Source organism: Demequina sp., from assembly GCA_024707205.1.
Lineage (GTDB): Bacteria > Actinomycetota > Actinomycetes > Actinomycetales > Demequinaceae > Demequina.
On the sequence record JANQAD010000001.1, the window covers coordinates 1,710,686 to 1,726,079 of the forward strand.

The window sequence follows — 15,394 nt, forward strand, 5'->3', positions numbered from 1 at the left end:
TCAGTCCTCCGCAAGAACGATGATGAGGTCGCCCTCGTTGTAGACGCGCTCCTCCTGCTTGGCGGGGTTGATGCGAATGGTTGCGCGGGCGTCGCCCAAGCCCTCCGGTGTCACGTCGCGGTAGCCGATCGCCGTCTCGGAGCGCTTCGCGGCGCCCGCGGCAACCGTGAAGAAGTTCACCGGGACGCCCAGCTCGACGTACCACTCCGCAGGACGCAGGTAGATCTCAGGGCCGTCCGAGGAGAACAGCACTCCGTACACTTCGTTGAGCTGAGGGTTCTCGGAGATCTGGGCCATCATCAGGCTGATCAGGTTGTCGCTGACGATGAAGTCGTCTGCCTTGGTGACCTCGGCGAGGCGGCGATTCCTGTCGTCGAGCATCTCCGAGACGATATTGAAGTTGGTGCCCGCTTCCGACGCCAGCTCGCGTAGCTGAAGCAGCGTGACCAGGGTCCGGGAGTCCGCTGTCTCCATATCGAGGTGATCGCGGTACGCGAGCACCAGGATGTGATCGTAGGTCTCCGGCGCTAGGGCCTCAAGGGCGGCCCGGTTGGTCGTGTTGGCGCGCTTGATCTCCACCTCGAGCCCGGGCGTCTCCGCGAGCTTGGGGAGCTTGTAGTCCGTCACGATCGTCACCACTGAACCCGCGGGCGCGTACTCGTGAAGCTCGCCGACGATGAGCGGCAGCTGCGAGTGCGAGCCGAGAATGAGGGTCCGTTCGGGAGCCATCTCCACTGCGGGCAGACCCGTGACGTGGGCGTCGTTGGCGACGCCACGCTGGGCGGCGAGGGCGATCGTCGAGTCATCCTCCGCGATCACGATCAGCTGCTCGCCCTCACCCAGCGTGCGGTCGGCTGCCGGGTTCAGCAAGGCGCCTTCCTGTGTGATGACGCCGATCACGGTGGACGAGTCAAACCGCATCTGGCACTCGAGGTACGTGAGGCCAACGAGCGACGGCTGGTCGGTGAAGTAGATCTCGTCGCCGTCGAACTGGAGCAGCTCCGTGTAGACGCGGGACAGGCCCGACTGGCGGCAGGTCTGCACGGTCACCTTGGAGATCGTCTCGAGCGGGAGGATCCACTGGGCCTCGTCCTTGCCAACGAGCTTGGCGATAGGGAGGTTCTCCGGCCTATTGATCTCGCCGACCACCGTGATCTCGCCCTCCGGGCGCTCCGGGTGGTTGGTGAGGGCGAGTGCGGTCTTGATGGTGGTCGCGTCGGTGTCAGGGGCGTCCTCGTCGCCGAGCACGATGAGCGACTTCGCCTCGAACGGGTTGGCGCGCAGCAGCTCGTCCTGATCCAGAGGGTTGCCGGATCGACACACGACCTTGGTGTTCTTCAACTGGGGGACCTTCTCCGCGATGGCCTCTTCCATGTCCACGCGGTCGCGATCGGCGAGCACCACAACCACGGGCTTGCTCTCCGATTCGTTGGCGATGACCAGTTCCGAGATGATGGTGAAGACCTTGGAGTTCCACCCCAGGATCACGGTGTGGCCATTCTCGACCACCGCGGAACGGCCCTTGCGGAGAGCCGCGATACGGTCGTCGAACGCCGCGGACACGACACCGATGAGGCTCGCGACCACGAGCACACCGAACAGCGTGGTGAGGAGCGACAGCAGCCGCCACGGCCAGCCGATGTCACCCGAGAAGGTCCCGGGGTCCAGCGTGAAGGTCAGCTGTCGCCAGATGGCCTCGATGAACGTGTAGCCGCCGGAGTCGGAGGGAAACACGTTGAAGATGAAGGCGACGAGGCCGGCGACGATCACCCAGATGAGGCTGATCAGCCCCAGCAGTCCAATGACGGCGACGTTGCCTCGCGCCATCAGGTTGTCGAAGCGGTAACGCAACCGAGCGCTGATACCTGGCTTGGCCATGGGGGTCCCCTCGTTGGGCCGAAACGTTCCAGCGCATGCTAGCGGCAAGGCCTCTAGGAGGGAAGATGCCTGTGACGGGCTCGCGACTAGACTTGACGGGTGACCCCAGAGGAACTGACCGCAACCATCCTTGCCGCCATCGAGGCGGGCGTCGCCGACGGCACGTTCGCGATCGACGGCGACATCGGCGAGGTGCGCGTGGAGCGCCCGCGCCAGCGGGACCACGGCGACTGGGCAACCAACGTCGCCATGCAGCTCGGCAAGCGGGCCGGCCTGACTCCCCGGGAGTTTGCGGAGAAGCTCGCCGCGCTGCTCGAGGCCGAGCCCGGCATCGAGTCGCTCGAGGTGGCGGGCCCCGGTTTCCTCAACATCCGGCTCCGGGCCGACGCTGCCGGCGAGCTCGCGCGCGGAATCGTCGAGTTCGGCGAGGGTTACGGCTCGGGCGAGTCCCTGCACGGCAAGCACGTGAACATCGAGTTCGTCTCAGCGAACCCCACTGGCCCCATTCACCTTGGGGGTACCCGCTGGGCCGCGGTCGGCGACTCGCTCGCGCGGCTGCTCGAATTCCACGGTGCTCAGGTCACTCGCGAGTACTACTTCAACGACCATGGCGCGCAGATCGACCGCTTCGCCGCGTCGCTGCTCGCCGCGATCAAGGGTGAAGAGGCGCCCGAGGACGGCTACGCGGGCGAGTACATCCAGGACATCGCGAACGAGGTCATGGTGGAGGCGATGGCCGCGGGCGACGCGGACCCGCTGGAGCTCCCCGAAGACGAGGCCTTCGAGTTCTTCCGTGACCGCGGGGTCGGCCTCATGTTCGAGCAGATCAAGAAGTCGCTCCACGACTTTGGCGTGGACTTCGACGTGTACTTCCACGAGGACTCGCTGCACAACTCGGGCGCCGTGGACAAGGCGATCGCCCACCTCAAGAAGACCGGCGCGCTCTACGAGTCGGAGGGCGCCTGGTGGCTGCGCTCCACTGACTATGGCGACGACCGCGACCGCGTGGTCATCCGCTCCGACGGCCGTCCCGCCTATATCGCCGGCGACCTCGCGTACTTCCAGGACAAGCGCCACCGCGGCGCCGACCTGTGCATCTACCTGCTCGGCGCCGACCACCACGGCTACATCGCGCGGCTCAAGGCCGCGGCCGCCGCGTTCGGCGACGACCCCGAGAACGTCGAGGTCAAGATCGGCCAGATGGTCAACCTCGTCAAGGACGGCGAGCCGGTGCGGATGTCCAAGCGCGCCGGGACCGTGGTGGCGCTCGAGGACCTCGTGGAGGCCGTTGGCGTCGACGCCGCGCGCTACGCCCTGGTCCGCTCCTCGGCGGACTCGAACATCGACATCGACCTTGACCTGCTCGCGTCCCAGTCCAACTCCAACCCCGTGTTCTATGTGCAGTACGCGCACGCGCGCACGGCCGGGGTGGCCCGGAACGCCGCCGAGTACGGCATTCGCCGCGAGGACGGCTTCGCACCCGAACTGCTCACGCACGAGTCCGAGGCCGCCCTGCTGGGCATCCTGGGCGAGTTCCCGCGCGTCGTCACGCAGGCCGTCGAGTTCCGTGAGCAGCTCCGCGTTGCCCGCTACCTCGAGCAGCTCGCGGCGGCGTATCACGGCTGGTACGACCGCACTCGCGTGACCCCGCTCGGCGACGAGCAGGTCTCGGACCTGCACCGCACCCGCCTGTGGCTCAACGACGCCGCTGGCCAGGTGCTGCGCAACGGGCTCGCTCTGCTCGGGGTCTCGGCCCCGGAACGGATGTAGCGCGTGGAAAGCCCCTGGTCACACTCGGCGGTCCGGGGCGCGGACGGCGCCATCAGCGTCGGAGGCGCGGACCTTCGCGAACTCGCGGGCCAGTTCGGCACCCCGCTCTACGTCATTGACGAGGCGGACTTCCGCACGCGCGCCGCGGACTTCCGCGACCACTTCGCCGCCGCGTTCGGCCGCCACGGCGCCGAGGTGGACGTCTACTACGCGTCGAAGGCGTTCCTCTCGTCGCGCGTCTCGCGGTGGATGTTCGACGAGGACCTGCACATGGACGTCGCGTCCGGCGGCGAGCTGGAGCTGGCGCTGCGCGGCGGGATGCCCGCCTCGCGCATCGGCCTGCACGGCAACAACAAATCGGACGCCGAGTTGCGCCGCGCCCTCGAGGTGGGTGTGGGCCGCATCGTCGTTGACTCGTTCACGGAGATCGAGGTGCTGGACGCGATCGCGCGCGAGAAGGGGGTTACGGCACCCGTGCTTGTGCGCGTGACCACGGGCGTCCACGCGGGCGGCCACGAGTACATCGCCACGAGCCACGAGGACCAGAAGTTCGGCCTCTCACTCGCCGCGGGCGACGCGTACGAGGCGCTGCTCGCGTGCCACGACGCTCCGGGCCTGCGACTCCTCGGCATCCACACCCACATCGGCAGCCAGATCCTGTCGCTCGACGCCTTCCGCGAGTCCGCCGAGCGCATGATGCGCCTGCGCGCGGCCTTCACGGTGGAGACCGGCGTGGAGCTCCCCGAGGTGGACCTCGGCGGCGGCTACGCCATCCGCTACACGCCCCACAGCGAGGAGCTCGCTCCCCGTGACGCTGCCTTCGGCATGGCCGACGCTGTTGCCGCGGCCGTGGAGGCGTCAGGGGGTCGTGGCCTCACCTCTCCATCGAGCCTGGTAGAGCCATTGCCGGGCCTGCGGGCCTGACTCTGTACCGCGTCGGCGTGGTGAAGCACGTGGCGCTCGAAGACGGGGGCTCGCGTCAGTACGTGGCCGTCGACGGCGGCATGAGCGACAACATGCGCACTATCACCTACGGCGCCGAGTACACGGCGGCCATTGCCTCGCGTCTCTCGGAGGCCGAGCCGACGCTGTCGCGCGTGGTGGGCAAGCACTGCGAGAGCGGCGACATCGTGGTGCGGGACGTGGAGCTGCCCGCGGACATCGCGCGGGGAGACCTGCTCGCCGTGCCCGCCACGGGCGCCTACGGCCGGGTGATGGCGAGCAACTACAACGCCGTGCTGCGGCCCGCGGTGGTGTCCGTCAAGGACGGCGAGCCGACGGTGCACATCCGCCGCGACACCATGGAGGATCTGCTCAACTGGGACGTTTGGTAAAGCGTTCCCTAAGGAACGCCCAAGTTGCGCTTGCTACCAGCGGTCAGCGGGGCCATACTGTGGCCAAGCAAGGGAAAGGGGCCCTCCGATGGACTCGAACGACGACGACCGTCCCATCATGACGGACCTTGACTCCGCCGATGCCCCCGACGAAGTGACACTCACGCCGCAGCCATGGCTGCGGCGTTTTGCGTCCATCGTGGGATTCGCGTCGGCGGGTGTTGGCGGGCCGGGCGGCAACCAGTCAATGGTGTGACGCCCACTCCGGGAGCGGGCTCGCTCGTCGCGCGCGCCAGGGGTTGGCCCTGCCCCCGCTAGAGTTGGTGCCGTGTCTGAGCCTCGACCCCTTGCCCTGGCCGTCCTTGGCCCGGGCACGGTTGGGCGCGAGGTGGTGCGCCTGCTCACGGAGCACGCCGATGACCTCACGGCTCGCGTGGGTGCCCCACTCGAGTTGGCGGGCGTCTACGTTCGCGACGCGTCAGTGCCCCGGGAAGGCATCGACTCGAGTCTCCTGACGGAGGACGCCTTCGGACTCGTCGCCCGCGCCGACGTGGTGATCGAGCTCATGGGCGGCATCTCGCCCGCGCGCGAACTCATTCTCGCGGCTCTCGCCGGGGGAGCGTCGGTCGTCACCGCGAATAAGGCGCTCCTCGCCGCGCACGGCCCCGAGCTCTTCGAGGCCGCCGACGCCGCCGGGACCGACCTCTACTTCGAGGCCGCCGTCGCGGGCGCCATCCCCATCGTCCGTCCGGTCCGCGAGTCGCTCGCCGGTGACCAGGTGGAGCGCATCCTCGGCATCGTCAACGGCACCACCAACTTCGTCCTCGACGAGATGACCCAGCGCGGGCTCTCCTACGAGGTCGCGCTCAAGCAGGCGCAGGACCTCGGCTACGCCGAGGCGGACCCCACCGCGGACGTCGATGGCTTCGACGCTGCCGCCAAGGCCGCCATCCTCGCCTCGCTCGCGTTCCACCAGCGCGTCTCGCTCGCGGATGTCTACCGCGAGGGCATCTCTGGCATCACGGCCGCCGACGTCGCCTCCGCCCGCGACAACGGCCAGGTCATCAAGCTTCTCGCCATCGCGGAGAGGGCCGACGGCGCGGTCGCCGTTCGCGTTCACCCTGCCTTGGTGCCCGCCTCCCACCCGCTCGCTGGCGTCCACGGCGCCTACAACGCGATCTTCGTGGAGGCGGCAGCGGCGGGTGAGCTCATGTTCTACGGCAAGGGCGCGGGAGGGGGTGCCAACAGCGTCGGCCGTCTTGGGTGACGTTGTGAGCGTGGCCCGGCACCGCGCGTTGGGCGGCAAGGGTCCCCGCGAGTCCAACTATGCGGCGAATGCCGTGGTTCCCATTGATGACGTGTTTACCAGGTACTCCGTGCGGATGAACGTGCCCGACAGGCCCGGCGTGCTGCAGCGCGTTGCCGAGGTGTTCGCCGGGCACGGGGTGTCGATAGAGACCGTTCGGCAGGTGTCGGGGCAGGGGACCGCGGGGCTCGTGATCTCGACGCACCGAGCTCGTGAACGCGACCTCGCCGCGACCGTCGCGGACCTGCGCGGGCTTGACGCGGTGGCCGAGGTCACGAGCGTGCTGAGGATTGAAGGGGAGTAATGGCTCACCAGTGGCAGGGCGTTGTCCGCGAGTACCTGGACTTCATGCCGTTCGCGGCCGAGGACCGGGTGGTGACCCTCGGCGAGGGCGGCACGCCGCTCGTCTACGCCGAGTCCATCTCGCGCGAGGTTGGCGCGGAGGTCTTCGTCAAGGTCGAGGGGATGAACCCGACCGGATCGTTCAAAGACCGCGGCATGACGGCGGCGCTCACCCAGGTGGTGAAGGAGGGCGACCACACGGTCGTGTGCGCCTCGACGGGCAACACCTCCGCCTCCGCAGCGGCCTACGCGGCTCACGCTGGGTTGCGGTGCGTCGTGATGATCCCCCAGGGGAAGATCGCGGCCGGCAAGATGGCCCAGGCGATCATGCACGGCGCGGACCTGGTGCAGGTGGACGGCAACTTCGACGAGTGCCTCGACATCGTGCGGTCGCTCTCGAACGACTACCCCATTGCACTGGTGAATTCGGTGAATCCGTATCGGCTGCACGGGCAGAAGTCAGGTGCCTTCGAGATCGTCGACACCCTGGGCGACGCCCCTGATATTCACATGCTTCCGGTGGGCAACGCGGGCAACATCTCGGCGTATTGGATGGGTTTCCGCGAGTACGCCGCCGCTGGGGTCGCGACCAAGCTGCCCAAGATCTGGGGCGTCCAGGCGGCCGGGGCCGCGCCCTTCGTCGCCGGCCACCCCATCAAGGACCCGGAGACCGTCGCGACCGCCATCCGCATCGGCAATCCCGCGTCGTGGGACCTGGCCGTAGCCGCGAGGGACGAGTCCGGCGGCTGGATCCGCGCGGTCTCCGATGCCTCGATCCTCTCGGCGCAGGCGCGCCTCGCTGCCGACGTCGGCGTGTTCGTCGAGCCCGCGTCCGCGGCCGGAGTTGCCGGGCTGCTCGCGGCCGGCGCGCTCGGCGAGGTGCCGCGCGGGGCCAAGATCACGATCACCGTCACTGGAAACGGTCTCAAGGACACCGCGACGGCGCTCGCGGGGCGCGAGATCGAGCCCGTGGTGATCCCCGTTGATGTTGAGGCGGCGGCGGCCGCGCTGGGGCTGTAGCCATGCGCCTCGTCGCCGATCACGTCGTCGTCTCGGTCCCGGCAACGGCCGGCAACCTGGGTCCCGGCTTCGACGCTCTCGGCATGGCGCTTGGCGTTCGCGATGAGGTGGAGGTCAAGGCCGTCGCCTCCGGCGAGACCACCATCGAGATCTTCGGCGAGGGCGCTGAGACACTCGCTCGGGACGAATCGCACCTGGTAGTCCGCGCTTTGCGCGAGGCGCTCGACTCGGTGGGCGCGTCGCAAGTGGGTCTCGAGATCCGCGCCACCAACCGCATCCCGCACGGGAAGGGGCTCGGGTCGTCGGCGGCTGCCGTCGTCGCCGGCATCACGGCCGCGCGCGCGATGCTCGCCGAGCCGGAGGCCCTTGACGCCGCGGCAGCGCTGCGCCTGGCCACCGCCTTCGAGGGACACCCAGACAACGCGGCGCCCGCCATCTACGGCGGCGCCACGGTCGCGTGGGTGGATTCCGAGGGCGCGCACGCCTCGGAACTCGCGCTCGACCCCGCGATCGAGACCGCCGTGCTGATTCCAGAGTCGACGCTTCCCACCAAGGAGGCGCGCGCGGTGCTCCCGCCCCAGGTGCCGCACACCCATGCGGCGTTCAACGTCGGTCGAGCCGCGCTGCTCGTCAACGCCCTCGGCGGCCACCCGGAGCTGCTCCTGCCCGCCACCGAGGACAAGCTCCACCAGACCTATCGAGCGGACGTCATGGCGCCCGCGGTCGCGATGCTGCAGCACCTGCGGGCCCAGGGCCTTGCGGCTGTCGTCTCCGGAGCCGGCCCGTCCGTGCTGGTGCTGGGCACGGACCTTGCCGGCCTCACCTGGCCAGAGGGCATCGGCGAGCAAACGTGGGAACTGATCCACACCGTCGGGCCGGTTGCGGGGGCCAGGGCCAGGCGCCTCTAGCGGCGCGCTCGCCTACGGACTCGCCGTGCCCTCGCGGTTGGCGAAGCGCTGCTGCAGGATGACCGCGACCACGATGATCACGCCTTTGGCCACGAGCTGGACGGACGTGGACAGGTTGTTCTGCGTGAACACGTTGGTCAAGGTGGCGAAGAGGAGCACGCCGAGCACCGTGCCGCCGATGGTGCCGCGGCCGCCAACGAGCAGCGTGCCGCCAACGACCACCGCAGCGATCGCGTCGAGCTCATACAGCTGACCGTGCGTGGACGTGCCGGCCGTGGTGCGCGACAGCAGCATCGTCGCCGCGATTCCCGCCGCGCCTCCCGAGAGCATGTAGAGGTACATCGTGTGGCGCTTGACGTTGACGCCCGCGAGCCGCGCCGCGGTGGCATTGCCGCCGATCGCCACGGTGCGGCGGCCGAACGTGGTCCGGTTGAGCAGGAACCAGCCGGCGACGGCAACGGCCGCAAAGATCCAGATGACCCAGGAGATGCCCAGCAGATCGCCGCGGAAGAACTTCAGGAAGCCCGTGTTGCTGATCACCTGGGTCTGCCGCTGAGAGATCAGCTCCGCCGCGCCGCGAGCGGCGACGAGCATCGCGAGCGTCGCCATGAACGAAACCACCTTGCCGTAGGCGATGATGAGCCCGTTCGTGAGTCCGGCGACAATTCCTGTGGCAAGTGCGGCAAAGACCATCAATGGCCAGAAGCCCGACGCTGCGGTCTGGACCGCGCCGAGCGTCGCCACCACGCTCGACAGGCCGAGCACCGAGCCCACGGAGAGGTCGATGCCGCCGGCCGTGATGACGAAGGTGACGCCGATCGCCACTACGCCGATCACCGAGGCGAGGCGCAGAATCACCAGGAAGTTGTCCACCTGCATGAAGGTGGAGCCCGCGGTGATCCAGCCCACCACCACGAGGACCAGCAGCGCGATCACGAGGCCGGCGTTGCGGCCCGCCGAGGCGGGCACCCGGAGGCGGCGGCCTGACTCCGCAGGTGGCGAGTCGATGCCAGGGGTGTCGCCGGGGCCGTCGCTACGGGTCTTGATCTCCTCGCTCACGCGGCACTTCCTTTCATCACGAGGTCGAGCACGCCGTGCTCGTCTAGTTGGTCTGCTGGACGTTCATCGATCACGTGGCCGTCGGAGATGACGAGCACCCGGTCCGAGAGGCCAAGGACTTCGTCGATCTCGCTCGACACCACGAGGATCGCGGTGCCACGAGCCGCGAGCTCGCGGATCAGGCCGTAGATCTCGACGCGGGCGCCGACGTCCACGCCACGGGTGGGCTCATCCAGCAGCAGCACCTCGGTGCCGTGGATGAGCCAGCGGGCGAGCATGACCTTCTGCTGGTTGCCGCCGGACAGGGTGCGGGTGACGCGGTTCGGCTCTGCGGGGCGAAGGTGCAGCGCCTTCATCTGCTCCGCGGTCGCCTGGCGCTCGGCTGCCTCGTCGAGGAACGGCCCCTTGGCGAACCGAGAGAAGGTCGAGAGCGTCGCGTTCTTGAAGATCGGCTCCTCGAGGAGCAGGCCCTGACTCTTGCGCTCCTCCGGAGACAGGCCCATGCCCGCCTCGACGGCGCGCTCAACGGAACCGTGCGGGAGGTCAGTTCCCTTGACGCGCACCGTGCCGGCTGTGGCCTTGCGATAGCCGGCGATCGTCTCGAGGATCTCCGAGCGACCGGAGCCGACGAGCCCGGCCAGGCCCACGATCTCTCCTGCCCGAACCGAGAGGCTCACGCCGCTGAACAGGCGGCCGAGCGAAAGGTCCTCGACCTCGAGGACCTGGGGCGCATCCGCCGCGACGCCCGGTCGCGGGGGAAACACCTGCTCGATGGTGCGCCCCGTCATGAGCGCGATCAGCTCGCGGGTGGGAGTCGTCGCCACCGGGAGGTTGGAGGCGGTGCTCGCCCCATCCTTGAGCACCGTGATGCGGTCGCCGATCCTCTCGATCTCCTCGAGGCGGTGCGAGATGTAGATAACGGAGATGCCCTGATCGGTGAGCTCCTCGACGATTCGGAAGAGGTTGTCCACCTCCTCCGAGTCGAGCACGGCGCTGGGCTCGTCCATGATCATCAGCTTGATGTCGTGACTGAGCGCGCGCGCCATCGCCACGATCTGCTTGTTGGCGGGGGAGAGGCTGCCCACCTCGCGCGATGGTGTGAGGTCGGGGTGGCCGAGGCGAGCCATGAGTTCGCGAGTCGCCTTGTTAGCCGCCCTGCGGTTCAGCACGCCGCCGGTCGAGAGCTCGTGGCCCAAGTAGATGTTCTCGGCGACGGTGAGGCCGTCGACCACGTCGAGTTCCTGGTACATCGTGGCGATGCCGAGCTCCAGCGCCGCGACCGGATTGGCGATTGTGACGGCTTCGCCCTGCCAGCGGATCTCGCCCTCGTCCGGCTGATGCGCTCCCGAGAGCGTCTTGATGAGCGTTGACTTGCCTGCGCCGTTCTGCCCGAGCACGCAGTGCACCTCGCCGGGGCGCACGTCAAGGTCTACCCCCTTGAGCGCCTTCGCGGGGCCGAATGACTTGGTGAGGCCCCGCACCTCGAGTAATGACGCGGGGTGGTCGTCTTCGATCACGGACACAACATAACACACCAATCTTTTACCGGGCGAGTACCTGATTTCCCGCGATTGAGCCGTGTCCTGAGCGAGAAACACGTACAAATTGCGGCCTGAGAGAAGGCCGCGTCGTTGCAGAATCGTTATGTCGATGAACATGCATAAGTTGCGCGAGGGACATCACTTTCTGTTACATTGACCAGGTCAGTGTGGACATCGAAGGCCGACGGACCGAAGCGGCTCCACCTTGGGTGGCCTCTGATTGCTGGCAAAGACGACAGTGATTGATCGAGGAGAAACCATGAACACCAAGCTCTCGACTCGCAAGAGGCTCGGGATCGCCGCGGCATCCGCGGTGACCGTTGTGGCCCTGCTTGCGGGCTGCAGCAACGACAGCGGCAATGACGGCCCCGTCAACAGCGCCAACCCTGGAGACAATGCAGCCGCGGGTGACACCGTGGTGATCGGGTTCTCCGGACCCGCGGCCGACCACGGCTGGCTCGGCGCCATCAACTCGGCGGCGAAGGAGATGGCAGACAGCTTCCCCGACGTCGAGTTCAAGATGGCTGAAGGCACCAACGACCCGGCGCTGCAGATCAGCCAGGTCGAGACGTTCGTCAACGACGGCGTCGACGCCATCGTGCTGCTCCCAACGGACGGCGCGGCACTCACCGAGGCCGCAATCGCGGCGATGGACGCCGGCATCCCGGTCATCAACGTCGACCGCGAGTTCTCGTCTGACGACGCCGCTCGCGTCACGATCCTTGGCGACAACTACGGCATGGGCGTCAGCGCAGGTGAGTACATCTGCGGCAAGCTCGGCGGCAAGAGCGACGCCATCGTGGCCGAGATCGCGGGCATCGACTCGCTGCCCCTGACCCAGGACCGCACGCGCGGCTTCAACGACGCTCTCGCCGACTGCGGGCTCAAGGTCAGCGCCCGCGTGGCCGCCGACTTCACAGTCGCAGGCGGCCAGGCCGTCACGGAGCAGCTGCTCTCTGCCAACCCGCACATCGACGCCATCTGGAACCACGATGACGACCAGGGTGTGGGCGTGCTCGCTGCGATCGACGCGGCCGGACGCGATGAGATGTTCATGGTCGGCGGCGCCGGCTCGCTCAACGCGATGAACGCCATCAAGGCCGGTGACACCGTGCTCGAGGCGACGGTCATCTACCCGTCCACCCAGGCGGCGGACGGCGTTGCGCTTGCCCGACTCCTTGTCCAGGGCAAGAGCCTCTCCGACCTCGCATCCCCCGGGGTCCCTCACCGCATCGTGCTCGACGCACCCGTGGTGACCAAGGACAACGTCGACCAATACCTGCCGATCGGCTTCAAGTCCTAGCAGAGGAAGGAGGCGGCCGCGCCATCCGGTGGGCGCGGCCGCTCCTACTCACCCCTCTCACACAGACAAGGAGACTGAGCCATGCCTTCGCCACTCAAGGTTGCGATGATCGGCAATGGATTCATGGGGGCCGCGCACTCGCAGGGATGGCGGGTGGCCCCTCGGTTCTTTGAACTTCCCCAACAGCCCCAGATGAGCGTTCTGGTTGGCCGCGACGCGGCCAAGAACAAGCACCTGGCCAGCTCGTGGGGCTGGGAAGAGGCCAGCGAGGACTTCGCGGCGACGATAGCCCGTGACGACATCGACATCGTCGACATCGTCACGCCGGGAGACACGCACTGCGACATGGCGATCGCCGCCCTCGAGGCCGGCAAGCACGTCATCTGCGAGAAGCCGCTCGCCAACACGGTCGAGGAGGCTCGGCGCATGGCCGACGCTGCTACGGCCGCGGCGGCAAACGGCGTGCGGTCCATGGTTGGCTTCACCTACCGGCGCGTGCCGGCCGCCACGTTCGCGAGGGATCTCGTCAGGCGCGGCGCCGTTGGCAACATTCGTCAGGTGCGCGGGCAGTACCTTCAAGACTGGCTCATGGACCCCGAGGCCCCGCTCACGTGGCGCCTCGACAAGGCGAAGGCCGGGTCCGGAGCTCTCGGCGACATCGGCGCCCACGCGATCGACCTCGCCCAGTTCATCACTGGGCAGCGCCTCACGGATGTCTCTGGCGTCCTGCGCACCTTCGTCACCGAGCGCCCCGTTCTGGGTGAGGGCCACGGTCTGTCCGGTTCGGCGGGAGCAGAGCGCGGGCCCGTCACGGTGGACGACTACGCGGCCTTCAACGCCCAGTTCGACGGCGGCGCAGCCGGGCTGTTCGAGGCCAGCCGGTTCGCCACCGGGCGCAAGAACGCGCTCCGGATCGAGGTCGCCGGCGACAAGGGCGCGATCCTCTTCGACCTCGAGGACATGAACGCGCTCCAGTATTACGACGCAACCGCCCCGGGTACGGAGCAGGGCTTCCGCCGCATCTTCGTCACCGAGGCGGATCACCCCTACATGCAGGCGTGGTGGCCAACGGGCCACATGCTCGGTTACGAGCACGCGTTCTCGCACCAGGTGAAAGACTTCGTGGAGGCGGTCGCGGGCAACACGGATCCCACGCCATCCTTCGCCGACGGGTACCAGGTTCAGCGGGTGCTCGACGCCGTGGAGCGCAGCGCGGGCAACGGCAGCGCGTGGACCGGCACCGACTAGACGGACACTCAGCAACCGCGATCGAAAGGACTCTTCGCAATGGCGCGACCAATCACGCTCTTTACTGGCCAGTGGGCAGACTTGCCGCTCGAGGAAGTGGCGCGCCTAGCGTCGGGCTGGGGGTATGACGGACTGGAGCTCGCCTGCTGGGGCGACCACTTGGATCCCTGGCGCTGGGACGAGGACGGCTACGTCGAGGGCAAGCTCGAGCTGCTCGCTAGGTACAACCTCAAGGTCTTCGCGATCTCCAACCACCTCAAAGGCCAGGCGGTCTGCGACGACCCCATCGACCACCGCCACCAGGACATCGTCGGGTCTCGCGTGTGGGGCGATGGCGACCCGGACGGCGTGCGTCAGCGCGCCGCAGAGGAGATGAAGCACACCGCTCGGCTGGCGAAGAAGCTGGGCGTCGACACGGTCATCGGCTTCACCGGGTCCGCGATCTGGAAGTACGTGGCGATGTTCCCGCCCGTGAGCCAGGAGGCGATCGACGCGGGCTACCAGGACTTCGCCGACCGCTGGAATCCCATCCTCGACGTCTTCGACGAGGTGGGCGTGAGGTTCGCGCACGAGGTGCATCCAAGCGAGATCGCCTACGACTACTGGACCACGGTGCGGACCCTCGAGGCCATTGGCCACCGGCCCGCGTTCGGCCTCAACTGGGACCCCAGCCACATGGTGTGGCAGGACCTCGACCCTGTCGGCTTCCTGTGGGACTTCAAGGACCGCATCTACCACGTGGACTGCAAGGACACCCGCAAGCGCATGGTCAACGGCCGCAACGGGCGACTCGGCTCGCACCTCGCATGGGCGGACCCGCGCCGTGGCTGGGACTTCATCTCCACGGGCCACGGCGACGTGGCGTGGGAGGACGCGTTCCGGATGCTCAACCAGATCGGCTACACGGGCCCCATCTCGGTGGAGTGGGAGGACGCGGGCATGGACAGGCTGCTTGGCGCCCCCGAGGCGCTTGCGTTTGTGCGACGGCTCGCCTTCGATGCGCCCGACGCTGCATTCGACTCCGCGTTCAGCAGCTCCGACTGACAGCGTCGCGGCGAGGCGCGCGCTCGGCTTGCGGAGTGAGTGCTCACTCACTTACAGTGCGTAGGTGGCGACCCGGACCGTGCGAGCGACCCCGCTATCCCCTGAGGAGCGGCGGAATTCGATCCTCGACGCGGCCGTGCCCTTGTTCATGGAGCATGGCTCCGACGTCACCACGCGACAGATCGCGGACGCCGCGGGCGTCGCCGAGGGCACGCTCTTCCGCGTCTTCGAGGACAAGCAGGCCATCATCGACGCCGTCGTCTCGCGCTTCATGGACCCGGCGCCCACGGCGGCGGCGATCGCCGCGCTCGACCCCGAACTGCCGCTCGAGCGTCTCGTCGCGGAGCTTGTCACGCTCATCACGGCGCGCTTCCAGGGGGTCATGGGCATCATGAGCGCACTCGGCCTGCGCGAGCCACCGCAGGCGCCCACCCGGCCGCCGAGCGTCGGCGCTCACGGCGCCTCCCTGATCTTCGAGCATCACCGCGACCGCCTCCGCGTGGACCCGGCGCTCGCCGTCCAACTGGTCCGCATGCTGTGCTTCGCCAAGGCGCTGCCTGCGATCGAGACCATCTATCCCGTCACCAACGAGGAACTCGCCGAGTTCGTAGTGAACGGCATCACCAAGGAAGGGGCATAGC

General features: G+C 68.1%; 11 protein-coding genes and 2 pseudogenes. 10 read left to right on the plus strand and 3 right to left on the minus strand.

The window, feature by feature from the left end:
• Positions 1 to 1,878 (minus strand): NAD-binding protein, encoded by a 1,878-nt coding sequence (locus NVV57_08810; GenBank protein MCR6712778.1) that lies wholly within the window; start codon positions 1,876 to 1,878, stop codon positions 1 to 3.
• Between the two features lie 99 nt (positions 1,879 to 1,977).
• Here NVV57_08810 and argS point away from each other — a divergent pair, with 99 nt between their 5' ends.
• From argS to thrB, 6 genes and pseudogenes are all read left to right on the plus strand, one after another.
• Positions 1,978 to 3,648: an arginine--tRNA ligase gene (argS, locus tag NVV57_08815; GenBank protein MCR6712779.1), complete on the plus strand. Its 1,671-nt coding sequence runs from the start codon at positions 1,978 to 1,980 to the stop codon at positions 3,646 to 3,648.
• 3 nt (positions 3,649 to 3,651) lie between these two features.
• Positions 3,652 to 4,982 (plus strand): annotated as a pseudogene (gene lysA, locus NVV57_08820) (diaminopimelate decarboxylase).
• 88 nt (positions 4,983 to 5,070) lie between these two features.
• On the plus strand, positions 5,071 to 5,238 hold the full coding sequence (locus NVV57_08825) for a hypothetical protein (protein MCR6712780.1): 168 nt from the start codon (positions 5,071 to 5,073) through the stop codon (positions 5,236 to 5,238).
• A gap of 72 nt (positions 5,239 to 5,310) precedes the next feature.
• A pseudogene (locus NVV57_08830) lies at positions 5,311 to 6,592 on the plus strand (homoserine dehydrogenase).
• On the plus strand, positions 6,592 to 7,650 hold the full coding sequence (thrC, locus tag NVV57_08835; GenBank protein MCR6712781.1) for a threonine synthase: 1,059 nt from the start codon (positions 6,592 to 6,594) through the stop codon (positions 7,648 to 7,650). The pseudogene NVV57_08830 and the gene thrC overlap by 1 nt, the downstream one beginning before the upstream one ends.
• A 2-nt stretch (positions 7,651 to 7,652) precedes the next feature.
• Positions 7,653 to 8,558 carry a homoserine kinase gene (thrB, locus tag NVV57_08840; protein ID MCR6712782.1) on the plus strand — a complete coding sequence of 302 codons (906 nt, stop codon included), beginning with the start codon at positions 7,653 to 7,655 and terminating at the stop codon, positions 8,556 to 8,558.
• Positions 8,559 to 8,570: 12 nt separating this feature from the next.
• Here thrB and NVV57_08845 read toward each other — a convergent pair whose 3' ends face one another.
• Positions 8,571 to 9,566 (minus strand): ABC transporter permease, encoded by a 996-nt coding sequence (locus tag NVV57_08845; protein ID MCR6712783.1) that lies wholly within the window; start codon positions 9,564 to 9,566, stop codon positions 8,571 to 8,573.
• A 47-nt stretch (positions 9,567 to 9,613) separates the two neighbouring features.
• Positions 9,614 to 11,134, minus strand: coding sequence for a sugar ABC transporter ATP-binding protein (locus NVV57_08850; protein MCR6712784.1), 1,521 nt, complete (start codon positions 11,132 to 11,134; stop codon positions 9,614 to 9,616).
• 283 nt (positions 11,135 to 11,417) lie between these two features.
• Between NVV57_08850 and NVV57_08855 the strand changes: the two genes are divergently transcribed.
• From NVV57_08855 to NVV57_08870, 4 genes are all read left to right on the plus strand, one after another.
• Positions 11,418 to 12,461: a substrate-binding domain-containing protein gene (locus tag NVV57_08855; GenBank protein ID MCR6712785.1), complete on the plus strand. Its 1,044-nt coding sequence runs from the start codon at positions 11,418 to 11,420 to the stop codon at positions 12,459 to 12,461.
• Between the two features lie 81 nt (positions 12,462 to 12,542).
• The gene (locus NVV57_08860) at positions 12,543 to 13,709 is read left to right on the plus strand and encodes a Gfo/Idh/MocA family oxidoreductase (protein ID MCR6712786.1); all 1,167 of its coding nucleotides are present in this window, start codon (positions 12,543 to 12,545) and stop codon (positions 13,707 to 13,709) included.
• A 39-nt stretch (positions 13,710 to 13,748) separates the two neighbouring features.
• Positions 13,749 to 14,753 carry a sugar phosphate isomerase/epimerase gene (locus NVV57_08865; GenBank protein MCR6712787.1) on the plus strand — a complete coding sequence of 335 codons (1,005 nt, stop codon included), beginning with the start codon at positions 13,749 to 13,751 and terminating at the stop codon, positions 14,751 to 14,753.
• A 64-nt stretch (positions 14,754 to 14,817) separates the two neighbouring features.
• Positions 14,818 to 15,393: a TetR/AcrR family transcriptional regulator gene (locus tag NVV57_08870; GenBank protein MCR6712788.1), complete on the plus strand. Its 576-nt coding sequence runs from the start codon at positions 14,818 to 14,820 to the stop codon at positions 15,391 to 15,393.
• The last annotated feature ends 1 nt before the right edge of the window (position 15,394 follow it).

Bases quoted from the DNA above. Each gene is read 5' to 3' on its own strand.
- NVV57_08810 (MCR6712778.1), bottom strand. From the start codon at position 1,878: ATGGCCAAGCCAGGTATCAGCGCTCGGTTGCGTTACCGCTTCGACAAC.
- NVV57_08825 (MCR6712780.1), top strand. From the start codon at position 5,071: ATGGACTCGAACGACGACGACCGTCCCATCATGACGGACCTTGACTCC.
- thrC (MCR6712781.1), top strand. From the start codon at position 6,592: ATGGCTCACCAGTGGCAGGGCGTTGTCCGCGAGTACCTGGACTTCATG.
- thrB (MCR6712782.1), top strand. From the start codon at position 7,653: ATGCGCCTCGTCGCCGATCACGTCGTCGTCTCGGTCCCGGCAACGGCC.
- NVV57_08855 (MCR6712785.1), top strand. From the start codon at position 11,418: ATGAACACCAAGCTCTCGACTCGCAAGAGGCTCGGGATCGCCGCGGCA.
- NVV57_08860 (MCR6712786.1), top strand. From the start codon at position 12,543: ATGCCTTCGCCACTCAAGGTTGCGATGATCGGCAATGGATTCATGGGG.
- NVV57_08865 (MCR6712787.1), top strand. From the start codon at position 13,749: ATGGCGCGACCAATCACGCTCTTTACTGGCCAGTGGGCAGACTTGCCG.